The sequence below is a fragment of the Streptomyces sp. NPDC041108 genome (genome assembly GCF_055592645.1).
In genome coordinates this window covers 1-22,926 of record NZ_JBVIYK010000036.1, presented here as the reverse complement: position 1 = coordinate 22,926, position 22,926 = coordinate 1, and the positions used below count along the sequence as shown (strand labels likewise).

General features: G+C 67.9%; 22 protein-coding genes and 5 pseudogenes. 20 read left to right on the top strand and 7 right to left on the bottom strand.

Annotated features, from left to right (window positions below):
- Nucleotides 1-1,410: 1,410 nt before the first annotated feature.
- The 9 genes and pseudogenes from ACZ6BB_RS41405 to ACZ6BB_RS41365 all read left to right on the top strand — a co-directional run bounded on the left by ACZ6BB_RS41405 (nt 1,411) and on the right by ACZ6BB_RS41365 (nt 9,332).
- On the top strand, nt 1,411-2,673 hold the full coding sequence (locus ACZ6BB_RS41405; protein WP_471620248.1) for a ParA family protein: 1,263 nt from the start codon (nt 1,411-1,413) through the stop codon (nt 2,671-2,673).
- Nucleotides 2,670-3,818: a ParB/RepB/Spo0J family partition protein gene (locus tag ACZ6BB_RS41400; protein ID WP_471620247.1), complete on the top strand. Its 1,149-nt coding sequence runs from the start codon at nt 2,670-2,672 to the stop codon at nt 3,816-3,818. Before ACZ6BB_RS41405 ends, ACZ6BB_RS41400 begins: the two co-directional genes overlap by 4 nt.
- Before the next feature lie 403 nt (nt 3,819-4,221).
- A complete protein-coding gene (locus ACZ6BB_RS41395) occupies nt 4,222-4,677 on the top strand; it encodes a hypothetical protein (RefSeq protein ID WP_471620246.1) in 456 nt (151 codons plus the stop codon).
- A gap of 84 nt (nt 4,678-4,761) precedes the next feature.
- Nucleotides 4,762-5,127 carry a hypothetical protein gene (locus ACZ6BB_RS41390; protein WP_471620245.1) on the top strand — a complete coding sequence of 122 codons (366 nt, stop codon included), beginning with the start codon at nt 4,762-4,764 and terminating at the stop codon, nt 5,125-5,127.
- Nucleotides 5,128-5,695: 568 nt separating this feature from the next.
- Nucleotides 5,696-5,908, top strand: a complete 213-nt coding sequence (locus ACZ6BB_RS41385; protein WP_187826770.1) for a hypothetical protein — start codon at nt 5,696-5,698, stop codon at nt 5,906-5,908.
- 285 nt (nt 5,909-6,193) lie between these two features.
- Complete coding sequence (locus ACZ6BB_RS41380) at nt 6,194-7,189, top strand: replication-relaxation family protein (protein WP_471620244.1); 996 nt, start codon at nt 6,194-6,196, stop codon at nt 7,187-7,189.
- Nucleotides 7,190-7,846: 657 nt separating this feature from the next.
- Nucleotides 7,847-8,413: an RNA polymerase sigma factor gene (locus tag ACZ6BB_RS41375; RefSeq protein WP_471620243.1), complete on the top strand. Its 567-nt coding sequence runs from the start codon at nt 7,847-7,849 to the stop codon at nt 8,411-8,413.
- Nucleotides 8,414-8,577: 164 nt separating this feature from the next.
- Nucleotides 8,578-8,835 (top strand): annotated as a pseudogene (locus ACZ6BB_RS41370) (LexA family protein); the annotation flags it as partial.
- 200 nt (nt 8,836-9,035) lie between these two features.
- On the top strand, nt 9,036-9,332 hold the full coding sequence (locus ACZ6BB_RS41365; RefSeq protein ID WP_471620242.1) for a hypothetical protein: 297 nt from the start codon (nt 9,036-9,038) through the stop codon (nt 9,330-9,332).
- A gap of 158 nt (nt 9,333-9,490) precedes the next feature.
- On the opposite strand, the gene ACZ6BB_RS41360 is transcribed toward ACZ6BB_RS41365, so the two are convergent.
- The 3 genes from ACZ6BB_RS41360 to ACZ6BB_RS41350 form a co-directional block, all read right to left on the bottom strand.
- Nucleotides 9,491-10,468, bottom strand: coding sequence for an ATP-dependent DNA ligase (locus ACZ6BB_RS41360; RefSeq protein ID WP_471620241.1), 978 nt, complete (start codon nt 10,466-10,468; stop codon nt 9,491-9,493).
- A 118-nt stretch (nt 10,469-10,586) separates the two neighbouring features.
- Nucleotides 10,587-10,829: a DUF6207 family protein gene (locus ACZ6BB_RS41355; protein WP_471620240.1), complete on the bottom strand. Its 243-nt coding sequence runs from the start codon at nt 10,827-10,829 to the stop codon at nt 10,587-10,589.
- 367 nt (nt 10,830-11,196) lie between these two features.
- A complete protein-coding gene (locus ACZ6BB_RS41350; RefSeq protein ID WP_471620249.1) occupies nt 11,197-11,730 on the bottom strand; it encodes a DUF6233 domain-containing protein in 534 nt (177 codons plus the stop codon).
- A gap of 115 nt (nt 11,731-11,845) precedes the next feature.
- Between ACZ6BB_RS41350 and ACZ6BB_RS41345 the strand changes: the two genes are divergently transcribed.
- The 6 genes and pseudogenes from ACZ6BB_RS41345 (at nt 11,846) to ACZ6BB_RS41320 (ending at nt 15,987) form a co-directional block, all read left to right on the top strand.
- A complete protein-coding gene (locus ACZ6BB_RS41345) occupies nt 11,846-12,709 on the top strand; it encodes a TIGR02391 family protein (RefSeq protein WP_471620239.1) in 864 nt (287 codons plus the stop codon).
- Between the two features lie 275 nt (nt 12,710-12,984).
- Nucleotides 12,985-13,761, top strand: a complete 777-nt coding sequence (locus tag ACZ6BB_RS41340; protein WP_471620238.1) for a hypothetical protein — start codon at nt 12,985-12,987, stop codon at nt 13,759-13,761.
- 268 nt (nt 13,762-14,029) lie between these two features.
- Entirely contained in the window at nt 14,030-14,599 is a 570-nt protein-coding gene (locus tag ACZ6BB_RS41335) for a transposase (RefSeq protein ID WP_471620237.1), read from the top strand.
- Nucleotides 14,515-15,054 (top strand): hypothetical protein, encoded by a 540-nt coding sequence (locus ACZ6BB_RS41330; protein WP_471620236.1) that lies wholly within the window; start codon nt 14,515-14,517, stop codon nt 15,052-15,054. The genes ACZ6BB_RS41335 and ACZ6BB_RS41330 overlap by 85 nt, the downstream gene beginning before the upstream one ends.
- 98 nt (nt 15,055-15,152) lie before the next feature.
- Nucleotides 15,153-15,392: pseudogene (locus tag ACZ6BB_RS41325) on the top strand (transposase); the annotation flags it as partial.
- 127 nt (nt 15,393-15,519) lie between these two features.
- Nucleotides 15,520-15,987 (top strand): hypothetical protein, encoded by a 468-nt coding sequence (locus tag ACZ6BB_RS41320; protein WP_471620235.1) that lies wholly within the window; start codon nt 15,520-15,522, stop codon nt 15,985-15,987.
- Nucleotides 15,988-16,045: 58 nt separating this feature from the next.
- On the opposite strand, the gene ACZ6BB_RS41315 is transcribed toward ACZ6BB_RS41320, so the two are convergent.
- From ACZ6BB_RS41315 to ACZ6BB_RS41305, 3 genes and pseudogenes are all read right to left on the bottom strand, one after another.
- A complete protein-coding gene (locus ACZ6BB_RS41315; protein WP_471620234.1) occupies nt 16,046-16,753 on the bottom strand; it encodes a NucA/NucB deoxyribonuclease domain-containing protein in 708 nt (235 codons plus the stop codon).
- Between the two features lie 42 nt (nt 16,754-16,795).
- Nucleotides 16,796-17,446 (bottom strand): hypothetical protein, encoded by a 651-nt coding sequence (locus ACZ6BB_RS41310; RefSeq protein ID WP_471620233.1) that lies wholly within the window; start codon nt 17,444-17,446, stop codon nt 16,796-16,798.
- A gap of 424 nt (nt 17,447-17,870) precedes the next feature.
- Nucleotides 17,871-18,545: pseudogene (locus tag ACZ6BB_RS41305) on the bottom strand (HNH endonuclease family protein).
- Nucleotides 18,546-19,331: 786 nt separating this feature from the next.
- Between ACZ6BB_RS41305 and ACZ6BB_RS41300 the strand changes: the two are divergent.
- The 5 genes and pseudogenes from ACZ6BB_RS41300 to ACZ6BB_RS41280 all read left to right on the top strand — a co-directional run.
- Nucleotides 19,332-20,117: a helix-turn-helix transcriptional regulator gene (locus tag ACZ6BB_RS41300; RefSeq protein WP_471620232.1), complete on the top strand. Its 786-nt coding sequence runs from the start codon at nt 19,332-19,334 to the stop codon at nt 20,115-20,117.
- A 396-nt stretch (nt 20,118-20,513) separates the two neighbouring features.
- Complete coding sequence (locus tag ACZ6BB_RS41295) at nt 20,514-21,011, top strand: lamin tail domain-containing protein (RefSeq protein ID WP_471620231.1); 498 nt, start codon at nt 20,514-20,516, stop codon at nt 21,009-21,011.
- A gap of 206 nt (nt 21,012-21,217) precedes the next feature.
- Nucleotides 21,218-21,463: a hypothetical protein gene (locus ACZ6BB_RS41290; RefSeq protein WP_365672279.1), complete on the top strand. Its 246-nt coding sequence runs from the start codon at nt 21,218-21,220 to the stop codon at nt 21,461-21,463.
- Complete coding sequence (locus ACZ6BB_RS41285; RefSeq protein ID WP_471620230.1) at nt 21,460-21,831, top strand: fic family toxin-antitoxin system, toxin component; 372 nt, start codon at nt 21,460-21,462, stop codon at nt 21,829-21,831. Before ACZ6BB_RS41290 ends, ACZ6BB_RS41285 begins: the two co-directional genes overlap by 4 nt.
- A 306-nt stretch (nt 21,832-22,137) precedes the next feature.
- Nucleotides 22,138-22,750: pseudogene (locus tag ACZ6BB_RS41280) on the top strand (IS5 family transposase); the annotation flags it as partial.
- Here ACZ6BB_RS41280 and ACZ6BB_RS41275 read toward each other — a convergent pair.
- Nucleotides 22,744-22,926, bottom strand: a pseudogene (locus ACZ6BB_RS41275) (hypothetical protein); the annotation flags it as partial. The pseudogenes ACZ6BB_RS41280 and ACZ6BB_RS41275 sit on opposite strands and share 7 nt — an antisense overlap.

Genomic DNA, 22,926 nt, shown 5'->3' with positions numbered 1-22,926 from the left:
CCTGCGCGATCTGGCACAACCGCACCATCGGCGCACCCATCACCAGGTCCCTGACCGCCTACGACCACTGAGCCACATCGGAACTAATCATCTAGTCCTCGCCCTCGTACTTCTGGCGCCGTCAGCACGCCGATATGGGCCGTCCGCCTCGGCCAGGCCCGATATCTCGCAGCAGCAACCACCTGGCCATGCTTGCGAGCCACGAACGCGGGCGACGTGATCTCGTCCAGACCAGCTTCACCAGCGTCCTCATGACCAGCCACCTGCTCCAAGATCCGCAAATCCGGGTGAGTGGCTGACAGTTGCTCCACTGACAACGCGCCAGCTTCAACCGGCCGGAAACCGGCTGGGGACACATATGAAAGCGCCGCCGGCCCGAGCACCCGAGACACCGGAAGGACCCTCCGGACCGAAGCGCTATCCACGACGGCCTCAACCGGCAGCCTCCCCAGCGCGTCACGAACGATCACGGCGACACTGCCACTCGGCGCGCTCACGATCGCTGATCCGCCCAGAACTGCCACTCCGACCCAGCCCACTGGGCACAGCCCGGACCGCGAGGAGACCACCACGTTTACACCATCCGGCGGGGCGAACGACACCGGCACCCGGGCCAGGTCCTCCCAGAGCCCAGGGCCCGGACCACCAACGCATCCATCGACATGGCCCCGATCCTGCCCGTCAAAGCAAGCTGCTGACCTGGGAATTAGCCAGCGGCATCGGTGGATACGGCACCGCGACGATCCATCGACGTCGTCTCAGGCGAACCGGATCAACTGAGGTCACATGAGACGGACAGACGCGCAGGCTGCTCAACGAACCGAGCCCACGCGTCCCACCCAATCCAGTTCAGGCAGGTCAGCGCCACGCAGACGACTAACTTTGATGAGACAGGACAATCGCCTCTGTCCGGGTAGCGTCGGAACACGTGACGGGCCGCGGGTCTATTACGCCGTAATAGACCCGGCTCGATGCCGCCGCGAGTGCCACCTGCCCATGAGGGCCAAACTGTTGGCTGCTCGCCCGCGATGTCGCTCTGAATGACCGGCTCTCCCCCCGCGTTTCGCGACGAGCGCCGACGCCGGTCGGACCGAGTCGGCGTCGCTGTGTCCGTGTGTGGACGACGCTGGATGTCGCTCAGTGGTGGGCGATGCCTGCCAGTTGGCCTCTGTCCTGGTGCCGAACAGGTGCCAGGCCCTGCCTATTACGGCGTAATAGGCAGGGCCCGATGCCGACTGCGAGTGCCAGCGGCCACCCACGCAGCGCGGGCCGGGCCCCGCCGTAGCAGGAGGTGTGGTGTTACGCCCTAATAGGTGTCCGGTCCGTGGGCAAGGCAACTGATACCTCACAAGTGTTCTAACTAACGTGTCGATGCAGCTAAGGATCATGGACGTTAGTAAGGTGTCAGCCATGAGTTCTCCAGCCACTTCCAGCGACCGCGAGAAGGTCGTCTCCAAACTGCCGGGATGGCTCCGGCAGAACCTCAAAGTCAGAGCTGCGCAACACGGCATCGAGATCCAGGCCGCCGTCGAACAGGGCATCCGCGACTGGTGCAGCCTGGCCTCCGCAACAGCCACAGTCGACACCGCGGGCGCCGACTCCTTCTCCACCTTCCTCCCTCCCGGCCAGTGGGAGGAGTTCCGCCAAGTCGCATCGGACCGCGGGGTCTCCCTCATCCAAGGCCTAGCCCAGTCCGTCCAGCTCTGGCTCGACGCCAACCCCGCCCCCGACGTCACACGACCCGAGGTAACCCGACGCATCATCGTGTGCAACCAGAAGGGCGGCGTAGGCAAGACAGCGATCACCGCCGGCCTCGGTGAGGCACTCGCCGAAGACCCCAACGCCCTTTACGCCGTTCGGGTCGCCAAGGCGCTCGCCAAGGCCCTGCGCGCGAGCGACGCCCACTCCGACGAGTCCCCGGCAAGCGACCCGCTCGACATCGAGAACCTGCCAGGCCTCGGACTGCGCGTCCTGCTCGTCGACTTCGACCCGCAGTGCCACCTCACCAACCAACTCGGGGCGTCACCCCTGCCGATGAACGGCGACAGCCTCACCAACCACATGGCCGGAGACCCCAAGGGCGACCTCCGGGACCTCATCGTCTCCGTCGACGACACGGTCTTCGACGGTCGACTCCACCTCCTGCCAGCCTGCAATGACGCCTTCCTCCTCGACGTGCGCCTGTCCGCTGTGCGAGCCCGCGAAGCCGCCTTGGAACGCGCGCTCGCCACGCTCGAAGCCGACTACGACGTGATCCTCGTGGACTGTCCACCCAGCCTTGGCCTCAGCATGGACGCCGCGGCCTACTACGGCCGCCGTCGCGACGGCGAAAGGCCAGGCCAGTCCGGCGCCCTGATCGTCGTGCAGGCAGAGGACAGCTCCGCCGACGCCTACGAACTGCTCACCACACAGATCGATGACCTGCGCGGAGACCTCCAAGTCGACATCGACTACCTCGGCATTGTCGTCAACCTCTACGACTCTCGCCGGGGCTTCATCGCCACCTCCTCACTACAGGGGTGGGTCGACATAAAGGATCCCCGGGTCGTCGGCCTCATCGGCGACCTCAAGGAACAGAAGGAAGCAGTTCGGATGAAGCAACCCCTGCTGTCATACGCCCCCAAGTCACAGCAGGCGATCGGCATGCGCGCACTGGCCCGGGAGATCGCATGAGCAAGGCCGATCAACTGGGTGCAGGCCGCTTCGGCGGGGGAGTACGCCCCATCAGCGCCCGCCGACAGGCAGTCGCCGCCGCCACTGGCGTCCCCACCGACGGCGCTGCCGCCCCCACCGAACTCCCCCCGCACCGCATCAGCCTCAACCCCGACAACCCCCGCTCCGCCCTCGGCGACCTCACCGACCTCGCAGGCAGCCTGTCGACACACGGCCAGAAGCAGGCCATCACGGTCATGAACCGCGACGCCTACATCAAGGCCAACCCCGACCGCGAAGCAGACCTCGAACCCGACACCACCCACGTCGTCATCGACGGCAGCAGCCGCCTCGCAGCTGCCCGCGACGCAAAACTCACGACCGTCAAGATCATGGTCAGCGACGACCAGGGCACCACATCCGAAGAACTCCTCGAATCCGCCCTCGTCGCCAACATCCACCGTCAAGACCTCGAAGAACTCGACGAAGCCCGAGCCCTTCGACGCCTCCTGGCCATCCACGGCAGTCAGACCGCCCTCGCCAAGCGGCTCCACCGTTCCCAAGGCTGGGTCTCGCAACGCCTTGCCCTCCTCAACCTCACACCGGAACTCCAGGCCCGGATCGGCAAAGAGCCCATCGACTTGCTGCGCGCCGTGGGTAACAAGCCGGCCGCCGAGCAGGAAGCGGCTCTTGAAGATCTCAAGGAGCAACGGGCCCGCAAAGAAGAAGCCAAGCGAGAGCGCTCCAGGAAGCCTGAGGCGACCGAGACGTCTGCCGCCCACGGCACCAAGACGACCGACGGCAATTACGGCGTAATAGAGGAGGGCGTCTCGAACGAATCGCCCGCCGAGACCAGCGAACCAGCCGCACACCGGCAAGGTAACGAGGGTCGACCACCCAGTAGTAGGGAGCCCGCAGCAGGGCAGCTGGGACAGAGCAACCAAGAACAGTCAGACACGAACGGGCAGTCCGTCCCAGAACCACGCCCACACGACGACCCACCTGGGGACGACCAGAGCGCGGGCAAGCAGCCGAAGCGCTTCCCCTACGAGGATGGACAGATGGCGGCGATGTACCTGATCCACAGGATGCCGCCGACCGAGTTCGACAAGATGCTGCAGCTGCTCCTCCAGCACAAGGGTCGTGAAACCGCCCCTACCGACTGACCTCGGCACGAGGAGAGCTGTAGCCGGCTCGCTGGCCACGAGGGCAGGTTCCCGCGTCGTAGAACCTGCCCTCATGGCCGCAGAAGGATGGGCGACGGCCTGTGCGCGGGCCGTGTCGATCGCGCACCTGTTGCAGGGCGGAACCTTGTCCGTTTGCGCCGGGGTGTGGCTGGTGGAGCGGACGTCGACGGTCGCGCGGCACGAAGGGGCGGCGGCGCAGCGGGCAGGGGGCTTCGTGGAGCAGCTCCTCGTTCATGCGGAGGACTGTGCACCCGGCTGGCGAGCGCGTGATCCAGAGGGTGCTGGAGTGGGTTGAGGACCCCGTGGCGGTGATCCGCTTCAGCAAGGAAGGCTTCTACCAGGACCGGTCACCCGGCGGCCTGGTCAACCCGAGGATGTCATCGTGTTCAAGAATCACCGGAGGGCCGGACTCCTGGCTGCCATCGCCTTGCTTCCCCTTCTGCTGGCGGTGGCGTGCGCCGCCACCGGGGACACGGAGGAGGTCCCGGCAGAGCACATCGTGGGGGATTGGAAGGGACCGGACGGCGAAAGGATCTCCTTCTCCGCCGACCGGGAGTTCACCGCCACGGGCCTCGATTCCAAGAAGCTCGCCACGGCCGACTGCCCCGGCGGGAAATCCAGCGGCGCCTGGGGCTTCTTCGTCGACGACGCCAACGGAAGCCACAGGGCCGAGACGGCGAAGTCGGGTTCCTGGATCGGCCTCGGACTGGCCCGCAAGTACATGGATTGGGGCTGCTTGCTCGACTTCGCGGTCGTGGACGGCGGCAAGACTCTCTGTGCGACCTTGGACCCCGACGACCCCTGCAGCCTCGACGTCCGCTTCACCCGGGAGAAGTGACCCAGGGCCAAGATAAGTCCTAAGCTCGCAGCCCGTCGGCCCAAACTTGCGCGAGATCGACACCAACCGATGCTCCCGGCCCACATGGCCTTTGCCAGGGTCGTTGAGCACGTCGTAACTGCCGTGCGGTGCCACACGGCCACGCTCTACATGCGCGGCCTGAACGGTGAGAAGGAACTCGACGGAACCGCCCGGGAGGAGAAAGTCACAGCGTCAACAACGACAAGGAGACCTGGGTCCGCACCGACGCACACCGACGATGAGAGCGTGTTCCTCCTTGCGGGGGATGGCACGCTTCCACCAGAAACAACGGTTGACGTTCCAATCATCGATGATCTGGCAGTTTTCGCGGGAGACTTCGTACTGAGCGTCCACCACGCCTGGAATATTGTTCAGAACTTCTGTCTGACTGGGACGTTTGAGGATCTGGGAGAGTGGTGCGAGTTGTAGCGCCCGTCCGGCCCACGTTCACGTCGTCCAAGACGGCACCGCCCACCAGACGCAGGTGCTCCTCATGACCGACGCCGAAGCCGCCGACTGGCTCACCGCCACAGTGCCCGGGGACATCTGACCCTCGTCCCTCCATACAACGGGCCCTGGGGAGGCAACCTCCCCGGGGCCCGTTGTATGGAATCGTGCGCTGTCACGACGGCGCGACGCCCCTGCCGCCCCTGCTGCTCTGCCTGCTGGGAGAGGTCTGCTGCTTCAACCAGGAGAGTGGGACCATCCCGCGCGGGCCACTGCGCTACGACCGCGCCGTGATCGCTGCCGCTGTTCGGGGAGGCGGTCCAGGTCGGGGGACCGTCCGGCGGGGCGAGGAACGAAGTCACCGAGCCGACTGCCGGGATGTGACCGATGCGCACGTTGCGGTGCGCGACTGTATGGGCTGGTCAAGGCCGTGAATTCAGTCGGGCAGAAGCGTTTTGCCGCCAAGGATCAGTAATCGGGCCGCCATGTGGAGTGGGTGGGGTTACACAGGTCGGCGGACGGTTGTGTCTGATGGGGGAGGGCTGGCCGGGTGTTACTGACGATCAACGTGGCGGTTCTGCTGGCGGTCATCATCGTCGTGCGGCTGCGGCGGCGTACGCAGGCTCGGAGCCGGTTCGACGAGAAGCTGACTGTCGTCATCGTGCTGGTCTTCGGCGTGCTGATCGCTCCCACGGCGTTCGGCCAGGGAATCCTTGATGTCGTCGTCCAACTGGTGGAGGGCGCTTCCCAGTCGGGCCGCTGAACTCCCGCCGGGCGGTGTGGCATCAGCCACGGACGACCCGTCCGGTCAAGGAGTGGTCAAGGGTCATAACGGACATCGCTGGCTCGGATGAACAGGCCGCGGACAAGGGGTGCTCCCTCACGGTGGCTCCGGCTCGTGCGCAGATTCGCGTGTGGGCCGGACGATTGCCGATCCGGCTGCGTGCGGCCGGAGAAATCCGAGGACGCGATGACCACCGCCCCCACCCCGCACACTCCGCCGGCTCCGGCGAGTACCGCTGCGATAGCGAGCCCCGCAGTGAGCCCTGTGGCAAGCCCCGCTCCCAGCCCCGCAGCCCCGAGCCGCCGTCTGACCGTTGTCGCTGATCAGAACCCGGATTCGCCCGCCCCGGACGGTTGCAACTTCTCTTCTCCTACTACTGATGTACCTGGAGAAGCGTCCCGGGCCCACAAGACGGCGGCGAAGGCCGGAGCGGAGATCCGCGGCGAGGTCCTGCTCACCCTCGCTCAGCTGCGCCTTGCCACACCCCGCCAGCTCAAGGCGCTGCTGCTTCCCCACCAGCAGGACACCGACCACGTCCGGCGTGCGCTGCGCAACCTGCTCGCCGAATCCCCGGTGCTGGTCGGACGGACCCACCGCGCCCAGCAGAGCTACTGGTACTGCACCCCGGCGGGTCTCGCCGAAGCCGCCGCCTCCGGCGTTCTTCAGCCGAGGGCCGGCCGCGCCACCGGCAAGACGGGCCTGCGGGAACACGGCCTTGCCCTCGTCGACACCGTCATCGCCTTCCACCAGGCGGAGGCGGCCGACCACGCCGACTGGCAGGTGGAAGTCGCCCACCCCACTCCGGCCGGAGACCTCGTGCCCGACGCCGTGGTACTCCTGAACAACGGCTCCAGCGCGTTCGTGGAGATCGACCGCACCATGTCCTACGCCCGCCTGATCGCCAAACTGGAGCGCTACGACGCCTACCGCAACGCACCGGCGACCGGACGCGGGAACGCCGCCCGGGCCCCGCGCAGCCACTGGCAGGAGACCTACGCCGGGCCGTCCCTTGAGCGCTCCTTCCCGCCGGTGCTGTTCGTCTTCGCCCCCGCCCCGCGTCGCGCGGCCCCGGCCACCCGGGAAGCGACCTTCCACCAGCGCGCCCAGCACGTCCACAGCGTGAACTACCGGATCATCGTGGCGACCACGACGCTGGCACAGCTGACCCGACAGGGGCCCGATGAGCCGGTATGGCGCGTGGCCGGCCGCGGCGCCGGGGAGGCACGGTGCCCGCTGGACGCGTTGCCGAAGGCACGGTGAGCACAAGAGACAGAGGCGGGACTTCACGGTGATCCTGCAGGTACGCCGCGACGACCACGCCACCACCACGAGCCTTGGAACGGGACTGGCCGCCCACGCTCCAGGGCCGCATCGACCGCAGCACCATCCAGAACCGGTAGCCCCGCATCGCAGCATGGTCGGGCTCGTGGCCGCATCCCGACCACGAGCCCGACCATGCTGCGGATCGCCCCGTCCACGGCAGGCCAGGGCGCCGAACACTGAGCGATGGACGTTTTTTCCCGATCCCGGCTACACGTTCCCGGGGGCCCTGCCCTTATGTGAGGTGAGACGAGAGCGTGGGTTGCATCGGCGCGGCCCGGAACGGCTCTCAAGGGAAGGGCTGGGGATGGGCGGAGAAGTTGCCACGATGGTCGGATCCGGCGCTGTGTTCGCGCTGGCACTGGCTATGCGGCTGATGAACCGACGCGGGCGTACAGGATTGGGGGAAATCCTGCTGGAGCTGGCGCGGGGACGCGCGGCTGCGACATCGGAGAGGGAACGCCGGGCCACCACAGTGGAGATCCTGGATCGGCTTCCCCACGGCGGGCGCGTGGACGAAGTTGACGAGAGTGGCCGTCAGCGCACCTACGAGGTCGCCCCGGCCCTCGCGCGGCCCCGCAGGAAAGGCGGCCGTCAGTGACTGCGTCCGACCCGGCCCCACCGCCCGGGCGTCAGCCCGCCGCGAGCACAGCGCAATACGGCCCGGCGGGCTTCGAAGAGTTCTTTCGCCACTATGAGCCGATGGTGCGCCGGTATCTGATCTGGCAAGAAGCCGACCCCGGCATCCTGGACGACGCCGCCCAGCTGACCATGGTCAGCGCCTTCCGGTACTGGGACCGCGTCGGCAAGATGGATCCCCCGACGGGCTGGCTGTTCAAGGTGGCTCGCCAACGACTGCAGGACGCCCGCGAGTCGCGGAGGCGCAACGGCATCCTCATGGGTGCCGACGCGTTACACGACACCACGGCCCATCCCGACCCCATCACCACTAGCGATCAGCGGCTCGACATCCTCGCCGCTGTCAGCAAGCTTCCGCGCCGGCAGCAGGAAGCAGTGGCGCTGCGCGAACAGTTCGGACTGCCATACAAGGAGATCGCAGCGATCATGGGCGCCTCACCCGCCACGGTCCGCGCCCATGTACACCAGGCCCGCAAGACCCTTGAGGCGATGCTCGGGGACGACAAGGAAGGGGGAGACGCATGAGGATCAGCGAGCGCCTCCAGGAGGCTGCTCAGGCGATCGACGAACTGTTTGCCGACCATCACGCCGAAGCTGCAGAGCGCTACCAGCGCCTCCTGGCGGCCCTGCAGGACAGCGAAAACGTCCAGCCTCCGGCTATCAAGGTTGATTCCCCTGCCCCGTCGGCCCTGCAGGCCAGCCCCCGCAGTACGCCGGTCACGGCGCCTCAACAGGGCCGGACCGAGCACCCGGGTCTGACGGACCGACAGCGGAAGGTCATCGAGGTCATCCGCGACTCCGTGCAGCGGCGCGGATATCCGCCATCTATGCGGGAGATCGGCCAAGCCGTGGGTCTGTCCGGCGTCTCGTCCGTCGCTCACCAGCTGATCGCGCTGGAACGCAAGGGATACCTGCGCCGGTGGCACGAGGGCTACGTGGCATACGAAGCGCTGAAGGGCATGGCAGATACGGAGCCACTCTCGCCCCGTTCATCAGAGGAACAGCGACAACTGAGCGGAGCGGCAGACGGGTAACCGGCGGAAGGCAGGGCCATGATCCGGAGGTGGCCGGCCGCCCCGCAGCGCGGTCAAGTTCAACGTGGCTGGGACAGAGCCGCGTTGTCGGTGGCGGCTGCGAGGCTGGACGGATGAACGGAGACGAGCAGCTGCCGAACGGCCGCGTCTACGGCGCGGACCACGACGCCCCCAACCCTGGCCCGCTCCCGCACCGGACCTACGCCGAACTGGTCGGCGGGCCGCTGGACGGCCTGCTGCTGGACATTCACGGTTGGCGGACCGTGGAAGTCGACGACGGGGTGGCCCTGTCTACCGAGGTCGGGCAGTTCCCCGGAGGCCGGTCGCTGTACGACCCACACCCGGGCGAATCCCGCACACCCGGCCCCGGTCTCAGCTGCCGCTTCTACTACTCCGGCGACACGCCCTGACCATCGCCCCGACCGTGAGCCCGACCACGGCAGACCAGCGGGTGGTGCGCTGCTACGCGCCGTCCGGAGCGGAAATTGGATCCCCTGGTGCGTCACCCGTACGGCCGCGAATCAGCGGCTCCCCCGGAGCGGACCGACCGCTTGTGCCGTCACGGCCGTCAGCGCGGCGGTGGCGTCCAGAGGGGGACGTCGGCGGGGGAGAGGTCGGGGCGGGCGCGGTGCAGGCGGGCGGGGTGGCGCCACCGGCCAGCAGCGTCGCGGGCGACGTCGACGCCGACTTCCACCACCAGTTCGGGTTCCACCAGCGTGACGTTCAGTGTCTCGCGGCTGCCCCAAGCGGCGGAGAACGACCAGCCCGTCCACGGATGACCGTGCTGCGCCGAAGTGAGCTGGCCGGCGACCGCAGCGCTCGCCGTCCGGGTGAGGGTGGTGGTGCAGCCGGTGTACTGCAGGCGCCCGTCTTCGTACCTGCCGAGCAGCAGACCACGGGGAGTGGACAGAGAGCCGGTGACAGCACCGACGATCGCCTCCGTGGTCTCGCGCACCTTGTATTTCTGCCAGCCTCTCTGCGAAGGCCGGTAGGCATCGCCCAGCCGCTTGAAGAGCACCCCCTCGATTCCGACTGAGGTCCACGTCAACCACTCGCGCACGGTGTCCGGGTCGGTGGTCGACGGACACAACACCCACGGCGCGATGAGCCGGCGGGCGGCGAACACGGACTCGAGGGCGGCCCTGCGCCGCCGGTAGGGCCATCCAGTTGTGTCTGTCCCGGACAGCCGCACGAGATCGAACGCCACGAAGTGGGCCGGCCACTCCTGTGCCGCACGGGCCGCACCGGCTCCGCGCCGGGCAAGCCGGTTCTGCAGCCGCTCGAACGCGAGGCGGCCCGCGGCATCCCATACGACCAGCTCGCCGTCCAACGCGGTCGCGTCCGGTAGCTGCACGGCCCCGGCCACGAGCTCCGGAAACGATGCCGCCATCTCGGTGCCTCGCCTCGAGCGCAGCACCACCCGGCCCGCGTCGACGGACAGCAGAGCCCTAAACCCATCCCACTTGGGCTCTCCCGCATACCCGGGCAGCAGGGCCGGGTCGGACACGGGGGCGGCGAGCATCGGCTCCGGCAGCGTCCACGTCACAGCCCCATGCCTTCCACCCGGCCCGTCCGTCCGCAAACCGTGTGCGCGCACCCGGCCACCGGCCCGACCACGGTCTGGGCACCACCGACCATCACCCCGACCACGGCAGGTCAGCGCCCTACGACACCTCGCCGGGCACGCTTGCCCGATGCGGCGAGCTGAGCTCCTGGCGCACGTCCAGGTAGCAGCGCAACCGGACGCCGGGCTGCCCCGGATCCCGTGTCGTTCGGTCGGCCGTTGAAGTCGCCCACCGTCCGGCGAGCAACTCCTGGACGGCGAAGGCAGTCTGGTCGTCGCACGCCGCGATCTCCACCACGGCAAGCCCCGGCTCTCCCACATGTACCTCGTTGATCGGCCCCATGCACGCAACTACGCCCCGGCGTCCGCAAAGGTTCTGCGATCCCGCCCTCTTCACCCAACCGAGTACGGCAGAGGGTTGCGCTGGATGATGCGATAGAGGTTGCGCGAGGGGTTGCGCTGGGCGTTGCGGTAGAGGTTGAGCAGGCCTTCACCGGGTCCAGGAGTCCGCCCAGGTCACCACGGGCGTACGGCGTGGTCGGGCCGCTGACATCCCCGTTGCGACCCCCTTCGCCCATGCCTGGCTGGAGTTGAGGAGTGGGAGGGCGAGATGGGCGGCGTGGACGCTGCCGGGGATCGGGCGCGCTCGCCGGTGTTGCGCGCCGGGCGGGGCCGCCGCGCCAGGGCCGCCGACGGTGAGGCGGCCGGGGTCAGGAGTCGTCGGGGGCGGAGTCGGTGATGTGGTCGAAGCCGCGGAGCAGAGGCGTCAGCTCCTGTGCGGCTCCGCACAGCGTGCACAGCCGGGTCCCCGGGAGCTCTGCCGCGTCCAGGGCACGGTCCACATCGAGTAGCGGCGCGCCCGCCGGCGCTTCCTCGCAGTCCGGTGCGTGCAGGACGGACCGGGCCGGGCCGCGGCCGTCGCGCACCTTCGCAAGCACCCAGCCCGAAGGCCGGCGCTCCCCAAGGACCTCACGGACCACCGACTGCGGCGACCGCTCCAGCTTCTCGGTGACGACCTGCTCGTAGTCGACGCCGTCGACCGGCCGGACGTGGTCGGGAGCGCGCACCCACACCCGGTACTCCGCCGCCTCCACCTTGCCGTCCTCACGGTCTCGGTAGGACGGCAGCCCCACGAGGTAGGCCCATCTCGTCTCGGTTTGCCGCCGCATCCACAGCCGCGCCACGATCTCCTGCTGCTCGGTGCCGAGCAGGGGATCGGCGGGCAGCACGACCCGAACCGGCACCGGTGCGGGTCGGTCGTTGGAAGGGGGTATCACGGTCCTACCGTAAGCAGCTGCCGCGCTGGTCCCTTCTAGGCTCTCGGTGTCAGGCAGACGCGATCAGAGGAGGGGGTAGTGGGTGGCGACGTACGGCGCTGACTACTTGAAGCGGCTGCTGGCCGCTGTGGAGCGGTTCGAGGAGGTCTTCGGGCGTTGGATGGAGACCCAGGAGGAGTCGGACCACGTCCAATCACGCGGGCTGTACCCCACGGTTTGGTCCAAGGAGGGACAAGACCAGGCGGCGGTCCGCACGCTTGAGCTCGACGTTGCAGAGGCTGCGGGGGCCGCTGCGCGGGCGGTCGCCGTCACGGGGGCGAGTATGCGCGTTGCCGGGATCGGTGTCGTTGACCCGATCGAGAACTGGTCGCTGATGTCGGCACCGAGGGCGCTCTTCACGCCTCAGGAGGTCCGTGCCACGGCGGCCAGGGTCCGGGGCCGTCTGAGCATGATGATCAGCGAGGCGGAGGAGGCGGCGGAGTCAGCGACGCCGGGATTCGCTCCTTCCGAACTCCATGAGGTCATCTGGACAGCGGCGGCCGCGCACTGGACGACCCACCAATACCGGGTCGCGGTGCGGGAGGCGTCGGAGGCGCTGACCGTGCACTGGAAGGAACGCCTGGGCCGCAACGACGTGACCGACACCTCGTTCTGGCAGCAGGCCCTCTCCGCCGGAGACCCGGAACTCGGCAAGCCCAAGCTTGCCTGGCCCGGTCCGGCGGAAGACCAGACGGCCAAGAGCATGCGCGGAGGACTGGCACCGTTGGCCGGCGCGCTGAACAACCTCGCGACCGGACTGAACCTCACAGTCAGGAACGTCGCGACGCACACTCGCGATGAGCTGACCGAACAGGAGGGCATGGAGCGGCTGGCCGCCTACAGCTACTTCGCCCGGCTGCTTGATCAGTGCGAGATTCGACGAGCAGAGGAACCCGAAGGCACGTGAGCCGTTGCTGGCAGTCGCCGCTTCCCGTCAAGCGGCCCGTGGTCTTCCCGGCCTCGGCTTCTAGGCTCCCGGCATGAGCCAGCTCAGACCCACGCTTGGAAGGTAGGACAAGCGCCGTTCCGTGCCGTCCGTACGGCGCTCAGCCACCCCTTTGCGCCTGGTGACGGTGGCCGGTCTGTTCCTTAAAGTTGAGCGCCGAAGTCTGACCACGGCGTCACGGGCGGGTCGCGGTGCGCTAACGTCCCTCCACCACACGATCAACCCGGGGGGCCGCCGTGCAGTTGTTGCCGAGTTGGTGGACACAGGCACCACGCCAGATCCAGCGCTTCACCTGCGTTCTCATCCCCGCCGGCATCGTTCTCTTCGCCCTCGGTATGGTGCTCGACTACACAGGCTGGTGGGACGGGCACGAGTTCCTGCTCAACCTCACCTCAAGCGTCACCGGCCTCTGCTTCGGCGGCCCCACCGCCGTCCTTCTGTTCAACAACCTCGCCCACACCCAGAACGAGGCCCGTCAGCTCGCACAAACCCTCCAACGCGCAGCCGACGAAGTCGCCGCCCTTGAACAGACGCTGCTCTCCCCCTTCACCACAACCACCCTCGCCGACCTGACCGCCGCCGCCGCCGAACTCCTCGACAAGGCCAACGCCATCCACCTGCTGCGCCGGGACGAACGCGACCAGGCCATCGACGACTTCATGGGCCCCCTCAGAGCACTGCTGCTGCCCCCTGCGTCCGGACTCCCCCTCGACACGCTCCGCTCCCTCAGCCGCGTCAGTACAGACTGGGGCACGGCCCGCAGGTGGCGGGCCCAGATCATCACCAACTGGTCCGCCCTCCAAAACCACGTACGCCGCGACCTGCCGACCGGCGACTGGATCGCCGCGGGCCCACAGAGCGCAGGCCAGGTAGCCGTCGACCAGCTCCTGAAGCCGGGCCGCAACCCTTGGCTGGTCCGCCAGGGCGACGGCACCAACGACATGCGGAACTACCTACAGGACCTGAACGGACTGTGCGACGCCGCGACGGCCCTCAAGGCCACCTTCGGCTAACTGGCTGTTCGCTATCCGCTCGCGTGGTCGGCGGGGTTCGAACAGCATGCTGGTTCGGGTGAGTTGGCCGGTCGGCAGGCATGGAAGAAGGGCCTCTTGGTAGCTCGCGGTTGTCGAGTCCAGCGAGAAGCAAGAGGCCCTGTTGTCGAAGTGTCGCGTGGTCGGCGTTGCCGGGTCCAGTCCGTCCACTCGTGGGTGTGACTGTCTCGCCCACAGGTTCGGGAACGCGGCCGACCGGCCGGATCGCCGGCCTCGATACGGCTCGGACATGAGCGATGCCGAGTGGTTCCTGGTGCGGGATCTGATGCCGGTTCCGGGTTGGCTGGCGGGCCGGGGCGGCCGTCCTGAGGGCTACTGCCACCGGCAGATGATCGACGCAGTGCGTTACGTCGTCGACAACGGCATCAAGTGGCGGGCGATGCCCGCGGACTTCCCGCCCTGGCCTCGTGTGTATGCCTTCTTCGCCCGCTGGCGGGATACGGGGCTGGTGAGCGAACTGCATGAACGCCTGCACGAGGCGGTCCGCCGGGCAGAGGGCCGTGCACCGGAGCCGAGTGCGGCGGTCATCGATTTCCAATGCGAGCTCACCAGTCTCACGATGACCTCAGCCCCGAGCGTCACACAGTGCTACATGTCCGTTCGCCGTAGCTATACGAGAACAGGGCCGATGAGAACGGGGCCAGCGGGACCGCGACCTGAAGCCTCGACCCCGTGGTCTGGTTGGGTTCTTCATGCTCGGCCGATGATGACGGCATGGCATCTGAACTGCTCACCGGGCTGGTCGGTCTTCTCGGTGCGTCCCTGGGCGCCGGTGGCGCGGTCTGGGCGGGATCGGTGACAGCCAGGTCGCAGCGACGGCAGACGCGTGATCAACTCGACGCGGCACAGCTGCGGTGGAGGCTGGACAACAAGCGTGACGTCTACTTTCAGCTTCTCAAGTGCGCCTCCCTGTGGCAGTCGGCCACCTGGGATCTGCACAACGCGCTCTCCCTCTCGGTCGAGGCGGAGGTGCGCACCGAGACCCGCCGCCGCAAGGTCGGACAGTGGCAGGAGTTCGCGGCGATGTCGACAGCGGCGAAGGTGTTCACCAACGATACGGAGGTCCGGGCGGCGGCAGACCGGCTGCAGGACTCTCTTCTGGCGCTCGACCGCGTCACCGAGGACCGTTACCACCGGCGTGAACAGGGCGAGCCGGACAGCTGGGAGGAAGCGTTTCGGACCCGGAGCCGGGCCTGCGAGGCGGCGACCGCTGCCCTGGCCCGGGAGATCGAGGCCGCCTTGAGCCTGTCATGACCCCACCGCCCGTGACTCGTCAGGTGACGACGCAGGTCATGGCCGCCCACAGCAGGGGCGAGTGGTCGACCCGGCCGCCCGTGCGCCAGTTGTGCACCTGGCTCGCCGACCACCCGGACCGCGTCGAGCTGCACTTCCTGCCGTCGTACTCGCCGGAGCTGAACCCCGACGAGCTGGTCAACGCCGACCTCAAACGGAGCCTGCCGATGCACAGACGGGCCCGCGACCAGGCCCAACTCGCCACCGAGACCCGCCGGTTCTTCCACCGCCGCCAACGCCAGCCACACATCGTCCGCGGCTACTTCGGCGGCCCGCACGTCCGCTACATCCTCGAATAGAACCCTTTGAGTTTCGGATCAATAGCTGCGATAGCTCGAATCGTCAGGAGCCTGTGGAGGCCGCGGCGAAGTCGACGATGGGGCTAGAGTTTTGAAGGTGACGTGTTGTCTGAGGTGAGGGGGGCTCGTGGCTGAGCTTGTCCGGAAGCAGCATGTGGATGCCTATGTGGGGTTTCACGCCTTCGGGCTGCAGGAAAGCGATGACGCCGACCTGCCCGTCCCGTTCCCGGACGACTTCGACTTCGATGCTTTTCTCAGTACGCATCCTGGGCGGCTGGACATCACCAGCGGCGGTCACACCCACACCGCCGCTGTCGCGGTCGAGGTATGGGACGGGCCTCCGGCAGCGCCGGATCCGGCCGGCTGGGACGAGCAGGCCGAAGCCGACTTCGCCTCCACCAGTGGTGAGGTGGCCGTGTGGTCCATGCACACCGGCCGGTCTGATGCCCTGATCACACTGGCTGATGTCGGCGGATCGTGGCGGGTGCGTGTCAGCTGCACGGGCCGCGCCGCCGCTGCGGCTCTGTCGGAGGGCGAAGGTACCGGACATGGTGTCGAGCGCTACCTCGTGCAGTTCTGGCCGGCCCGATCGTGAACAGACGGCGGCAGCGGGCCCCGGTCAGTGGCCCGCTGCCGCCGCATTCTGAACCGGATCAGCTGACGATCTTCACGATGAAGCCGTCGAGATCGTCCTTGCCGTCAAGGCCGTCGAGGATGCGGTTCTTGGCGTAGAAGCTCTTCAGAATGAGCCCGCCTGCCCGGTTGTCGTCCTTCGCGATCGGCTTCGCGGAGAAGTTGAACTTCTTCGCTTCCTCGTCGTAGTAGTTCTCCGCGGCACCCTCATAGGTGCTCGCGAAGGGGTACTCGTCACACTCCTTCGTCCCGCCGACGGTGTAATTGGCTCCCCAGTAGCGCTTGCACTGCTTGACCGCTTCTCCGCGGTTCCTGTCGTTGCGAGCCTCGCTCACCGTCCGGTGCAACGGATCCTTGGCCGTCTGACCAGGCACCTTCTTCGCCGACATGTACGGCTTGGTGTCCTCCGGGACCAGGAACGCCTGCCTGATGTGCTGGGCCTCGGCGCGCTCGTCGGCTCCCGCCTTGGCGCTCAGGGTGAGCGTCGGCACGTAGCTGAAGGTGGCCGCGCCCTTCTTGTCCGGCTTGCCGCCGCCGGTGGAGTTGGCCAGGTACGGCGCAGTCTCCCAGCGCGGTGCGAGCATGAACAGCTTGCCGCCCCGGCTCCCGCTCAGAGTCCACCCCGCGGGCGGGGTGTAGCTGATGGCCGGCTCGTACACCGCGAAGAGCAAATCCGTCTTGCCCTTCAGGCCCGTTCCCTTCTGGCCCTGCCCCGGCTTGGCGTTCACCGTCTCGCTGAACGTGCGCAGCGCTTTCAGTTGGGTGAACGTCTATGTGCCCGGCTTGTTGCCGCCGCGGGTGTAGCGTGCTCCGGCCGGCCAGCTCTGCGGGATGTTGCCCTTCGTCGTGATCGGCATCGCGGCCGCGCCGGTCGTGCCGGTCGTGACGAAGTCGGTGAAGTAGTACTGGAAGTGGATCGTGCGGCTGTTCTTGGCGATCGTGCCGACCACCCGGACGTTGAACATGCTCTCGCCGACCGGCTGGTTGTTGCGCACCCAGGTCTGCAGGAACGACGCCCCGTTGCACACCGCGAACCGGGACTTCACGTAGAACGCCTTGCTGCTGCCCAGTCCCTTCTTGCACTCCTCGAACGTCATCGTCCGCGCAGGTTCCGGGGCAGTGGTCGCCATCGGTCCTACCGACGGCCCTTCCAGCGTCTGCTCCACAGGCGCCGGGGCTCCGGATGCCCTACGGGACAGCGGCGCGTACGAGGCCGCCGGCCCCACCGTCTCCGCGGCCAGACCCACCCCAGGCTCGGACTGACCTGCCAGCTGCCGCAGCCGCTCCATTCCCCGCCCGCTCTGCAGGTCCTTAAGCGACGGCTTCGCGGCTCCGACCGGGAGCACGTACGACTCCACCCGCAGATCATCCGAACCGTTGTCCGCCGCCTGCGCGGTGGTCAGGCTGCCGAGCACCGTCATTGCGACGGCGCCTGTACACAGCACTTCTCGCATTCTCATGTTGTGTCCCCGTGTTTGACGCATGGTCAGAACCGGCGCGGACACTTCTGTCTGGCGTGTCCACGCCGAACTGATGCGATCAAAACACGAGGCACTGACACCGAGCCTCCCAATAACGACCCTGGGCTCGCCCGGATCCCAGACCGTACGCCGCACTGGGGCGGTGAACCCCAGCGCCTCTGGCCGGTGAGCGGGCGAGGCGCACTGCCCACACCCCGTCGTCGACCAGGAACCGACCCCCGAGGAACCGGCCCAGGAGCAGGCCCTGTACTGGCGTAACCCAGCAGCCGCCGACCAAGCCACGGAGCTGACGCCTGGCCGATCGGCTTGCTGGGCCTGGAGCGAGGTCCGGCAAGCCCCCCCCCTCGAAAATCGCCTGCTGGTGTCAGCGGGCGAGGGTGACCTTGATGGTCTCGTACGGGCAGCCGTCGAGGACCTCGGTGAGCGTGGCCTGTTCGGCCGGGTCGACGGCCAGACCCCAGCGGGTCTTGACGGCGATCCAGTCGGCGGTGTGCGTGCAGCGGTAGCCCTCGGCCGGTGGCTGCCAGGTGGTGGGGTCCTGGTCAGCCTTGGACCGGTTGCTGGTGGCGGAGACCGCGATGAGGGCGCGGGGGTCGTCGAGGTCGTTGGCGTAGGCCTGGCGTTCGGCCGTGGTCCATCCTGAGGCGCCGGAGTCCCAGGATTCGGCGAGGGGACGAGGTGGTCGATGTCGAGGGCGCGGGCCTGGTCGAAGCGGGCGTCGTCGTACGGGGAGTACCAGGAACCGCCGCTCAGCGCGCAGTTGGCACCCTGTTCGGGAGCAGTGACGGCTTCCTCCAGGAGGTCCTCTTTGCGGGGTGTGGCAGCAGTCGCGGTCGGAATCGATCCAGTGCCGGAACTTCGTGCGCTCGTATCCGGTGCTGTCCTCGTCCTGGACGGTGAGGGCCTGGAGGGCGTCGCGGACGGGCAGCACGACGGTGTCACCGGGGGCGGCGGCGTACGCCGTGGTCATTGGGGCGAGCAGGACGGTGACGGTGGAGACGACGGCGGCCGCAGCACTGGCTGCGCGGGGAAGACGCATGAGTGAGGCTCCTCTTGATGACCACGAACAGGCTGCGATCTTCGTAGCGGGCCGGGAATGGGTGTGCCGCCTGGAGATCCGTCTGCCGGTCACCCGCTCGGGCGGTAAGTCACATCGTCGTCTCATGCTTCCGCCGGCGGTCTGTTCCCCGGGGAGCCGGTCGCGGCCACCGGGAGGAAGCGACGAGGCCGGGACCTGTTGGTCCCGGCCTGCGCCTATTGGAGGGGCGAGCCACCGCCCGTTCCGTGAAGTCCCTGTTCGCTGGTTGGAGCCAGAGGAGGTCAGGGCCTGCCCCTGGGGAGGGGCAGATGTGCGGATGGTTGCAGCACGATGCGATGGCAGCAAGCGGATCTGGGACGAATTCGATGAAAGTACGCCCACCACTTGGCCATGGCTCAACGCTGAGTTGCTGCCCTTCCGAGAAGACGCGGGTCGCGTCAGAGCATCGTGGGGCGAGGCGGTATGCAATAAGGGAAGTTGCCGCTTTGCCCTGTCTCCGGCGGGTGCGACAGATACGAATTTAGTACCTCTGACCGGCATTTGGACTGTCCGATCACTGGCACGATTCTGTCCACCGCGGTGCGGCGGAGCCACCCGTTGTGCTGCCGGTATTGGTTGGAGCCAGAGTTCGGGTACCCCGGTACCGCGCGGCGGTGCGCAGCACCGTGCACGCGGCAGAGGAAGGGCACTTCATGCTGCAGTATGCCGTGATATGGGTCGTCACACGCGGAGGACAGGTTCCGGCGCCGACGCTCGGGTAGCGCGGTGGCGCTCATGGGGCGTCCGATGTCGCCCATCCCGAACCCGGACAGCTGGAACGGCCGTGTGGCCGCGGCGCTGCGGGAGGGAAGAGCCGCTTGCGGGCTGACCCGTGCGCAGGTCGCCGACAAGGTGGGCACGTCGATCGGGACGATCCAGCGCGCGGAGTCGGGCCGTGGCCTGCCGACGCTTCAGATGGCACATGCCATCTCAGTTGTCTGCCGCCTGGACGGGGAACAGATCGAGTCCTTGTGGAGGAAGGCCTCGCAGCGCGGGCGCAAGCAGCACCTGACAAGAGCACGCCCTCTTCCGCAGATCATGAGCACCGGCGAACTTGGACTGGCGCTCAGGCGGGTCTGGGAGATAAACGGCTGCCCGTCCGCGAGTGAGATGGAACGGCGCGCCAAGGCCCGCATCCGTGAGTTCGGCCCTCTGTACCGATCGACGGCGTGGCGGATCCGGGAGCGGGATCAGCCGGTCATGTCGAGGAAGCAGCTCTTCGCCTACCTCACTGCTTGTCAGGTCCCGGAGGCGCGCTTCCGTCTCTGGGCCGAGACCTGGCAACGGGTACGGCATACGGAGAGCCGACGCGCCACCAGAGGTGACGCCCGCCAGTGGGCCCTGCAGGCAGCCGAGGCGGAGCAACGCCTGCGCGAGGCCGGGCTCGTCCCCGAAGAACGCTTCCGGGGAAGCAGAGTCCCCTGGACGGTCCGGTGCCGACGCCGGACGTGCCGACAGATCAGCCGAATCCGCTACGCGGACTTCATCACTGGCGCCGTCAGCTGCCGAGTCTGCGCCGGTCACGCCGCCTGACCCCCGCTCCCGCCCGACAGCCTCCCGACCTTCGAGGAACTTGAGCCACGGTGCCCTACGAGCACATCAACCCTCAGGAGACCCAATGTCCGCCCCCAGTCCTCAGCCCCCTGGCCTTGTGAAGAGGCTGCTGCTCTGGATCCGGCGTCGTTCGCACGCGATGCTCTCCAGCGCTCTTCGCGGTGCCGCCTACGCCGCCGGGGCCGGCATCGTCGGCCTGGTGTTCTGTTGGATCCAGCAAAAGCTGTAGCCCCGGCCCGAGAAGCCTCGCTCGTTACACCGAGCCCGGCCTCTGCCACTCGAACGGGTGACAACTCCTCCAGAGTGCAACTGATGCAGGCACCGAGCAGTCCCCCATATGCAACACCGTTCGTCCCACTGTCGAGGAGCATTCCCTTGCGTAAGCATTCCGCCTTGGCCGCAGCCGTCACCGTCGGCACTCTCGCCGCTCTGGTACCCGCCGTGTCAGCCCAGGCTGCCGAGTACAGCTCGGCGCTCAAGGTCCGCGGGGTGCAGTACGACGCGCCCGGCCGGGACTCCAACAGCTGCTCCACAGGCAACACCGACGCCGAGTACCTGACGGTGAAGAACTACTCCTCCACGGCGACCGTCAACCTCAAGGGCTACGTCGTCAAGGACGCCGCCGGCACCCCCTTCACCTTCCCCGCCAACCACTACCTCGAGCCCGGCGACTACGTGAAGCTGCGCGGCGGCCACGGCAGCGACTCCGACAAGTACAACGTGGTCTACCGCGACAACTGCAACTTCCTGTGGAACAACGACCGCGACACCATCTACCTGTACAAGCCCTCCGGCAGCCGGGCCGACGTGCACTCCTACACCAAGAGCGGATCCGACCCCGACGGCGACGGCTACATCCGCTACCACAGCTGAGCCGCCCCGCCGCAGTCGTCTGGCCTGGGGTTCAAAAGCCCCTGGGGCTTGCGGGAGGCCGGGAGGGCCGGTGTGCCGGCGGGGCGCAGGCCGGAACGGGCTCGAGTGCCAGCCGGTGTCCGCCTGGAGTGGCAGCGCCCACGGCGAACCGCTCTCGCGTCCAACCTGACCTGCTACCACCCTGCTACCATGGGTGGGTGACTTCCATGAAGAAGCAGACACAGGTCAGGCTGGAGGAGAGCGTGCTGGAGGCCGGCAAGGCCGCCGCCCGCTCCCGTTCGTTGGACTTCAACAAGTACGTGGAACGGCTCATCATCGAGGACACCACCGGCGCCCGCGCCGCCGGCATGGCGGCAGCCCAGCGGCTCATCGAAGAGCACGGCACGTTCCTCGACGACCTGGAGCAACAGCTCGACGCCCCATACGACCAGCAGCCGGGCGCCGCCGCGTGATCCTGCACGTTGACGAATCCTGGATCCTCGAAGCAGCGGAACGGGCCGGGCACCGCGACCCGGCCGCCGACGACTACGGCGTACCCATCGCCGCCGTCGCCCGCCACCGCGGCGAACTCCTCGACACGGCCGTCTACGACGGCGCCTACACCCGCGCCGCCGCCCTGGTGCACACCCTGGGCCGCTGCCGCTGGCTGGAACGCTCCAACCTCACCGTCGCCTGCGCCGTCGCCGTCATGTACCTCGAAGCCAGCAACATCTCTGTCAACCCCACCCGCGAACAGCTCACAGCACTCGCTCACGAGCTCAACAACCCTCGCTGCACCGCCGAGCGGATCGCCTCCTTCCTGCGCACCTGGAAACCCTGATCCCAGACATGCCGGTGATCGCCTTCAGGCCAAGCTCATAAAGCCCGCCAACCGGCCACACCGCAGAGATCACCTGGGACCCGAAGGGCGACGACCCCCAGGGCTACCTGGCGACGGCTACCGAGGGCGACCAGCTCGCCTGCTCGCTGGAGGCCCTCGGCGACCCCGACGACGTGGGCCTGAAGGGAGCATTGCCGGAGAGCGCGCTGCACGCCGTAGTGTGCACGGCTCAGCTGGCGGGACTGCTGGAGAGGCGCTCCGCCGTCCAGGTCGTCCTGCTGCGCGGCACCCACGGACTCTTGCATGACGTGCTGGCGGCGTCCGGCCGCTTGGAACGTGGCCGGTGTCTGGGACAAACTGCACCTGTTGCTGCTGAAGAAGCTGCGGGCGGCGAAGAGTTGGACTGGTCGCGAACGGTGATCGACTTCTCCCACGTGCGGGCCGCTCGGCGTGGCCCAAAAGCGCGCCCAGCCCGGTCGACCGCGCACGGCCGGGCAGCAAGCACCACGTCCTCACCGACGGCCAGGGCATTCCGCTCGCGGTGTCGCTGACCGGCGGAAACCGCAACGACGTCACCCAGCTCCTGCCCCTGCTCGACAAGGTCCCCGCCGTGGCCGGTGTCGTCGGCCGGCCCCGGCGCAGGCCCGACGCGCTCCTGGCCGACCTCGGCTACGACCACGACAAATACCGCCGACTGCTCTGGGCCCGTGGCATCCGCCCGGTCATCGCCGAACGAGGCCAGCCACACGGCTCCGGCCTGGGCATCTTCCGCTACGTGGTCGAGCGCACGATCGCCTGGCTGCACGGCTTCCGCCGCCTGCGCATCCGCTGGGAACGACGCGTCGACATCCACGAAGCGTTCCTCGGCCTCGCCACCTGCCTGATCACCCACCGCCACGTCCAACGCCTTTGTTACTGACCTTTCCGTTGAGTTGTCGCATCAAGCGGGAGGCCTGTTTCGGCGAGGCAACCGTCGATCAGGTGGGGTTGTCGTTGGATTTGGCGCAGGCCGCTGCGGACTGCTTCGACGAGGTGGTCGCGGTCGGTGAAGACGACGTTGGCGGTAGTGCTGCGCCGGAGCAAGGACCAGATTCC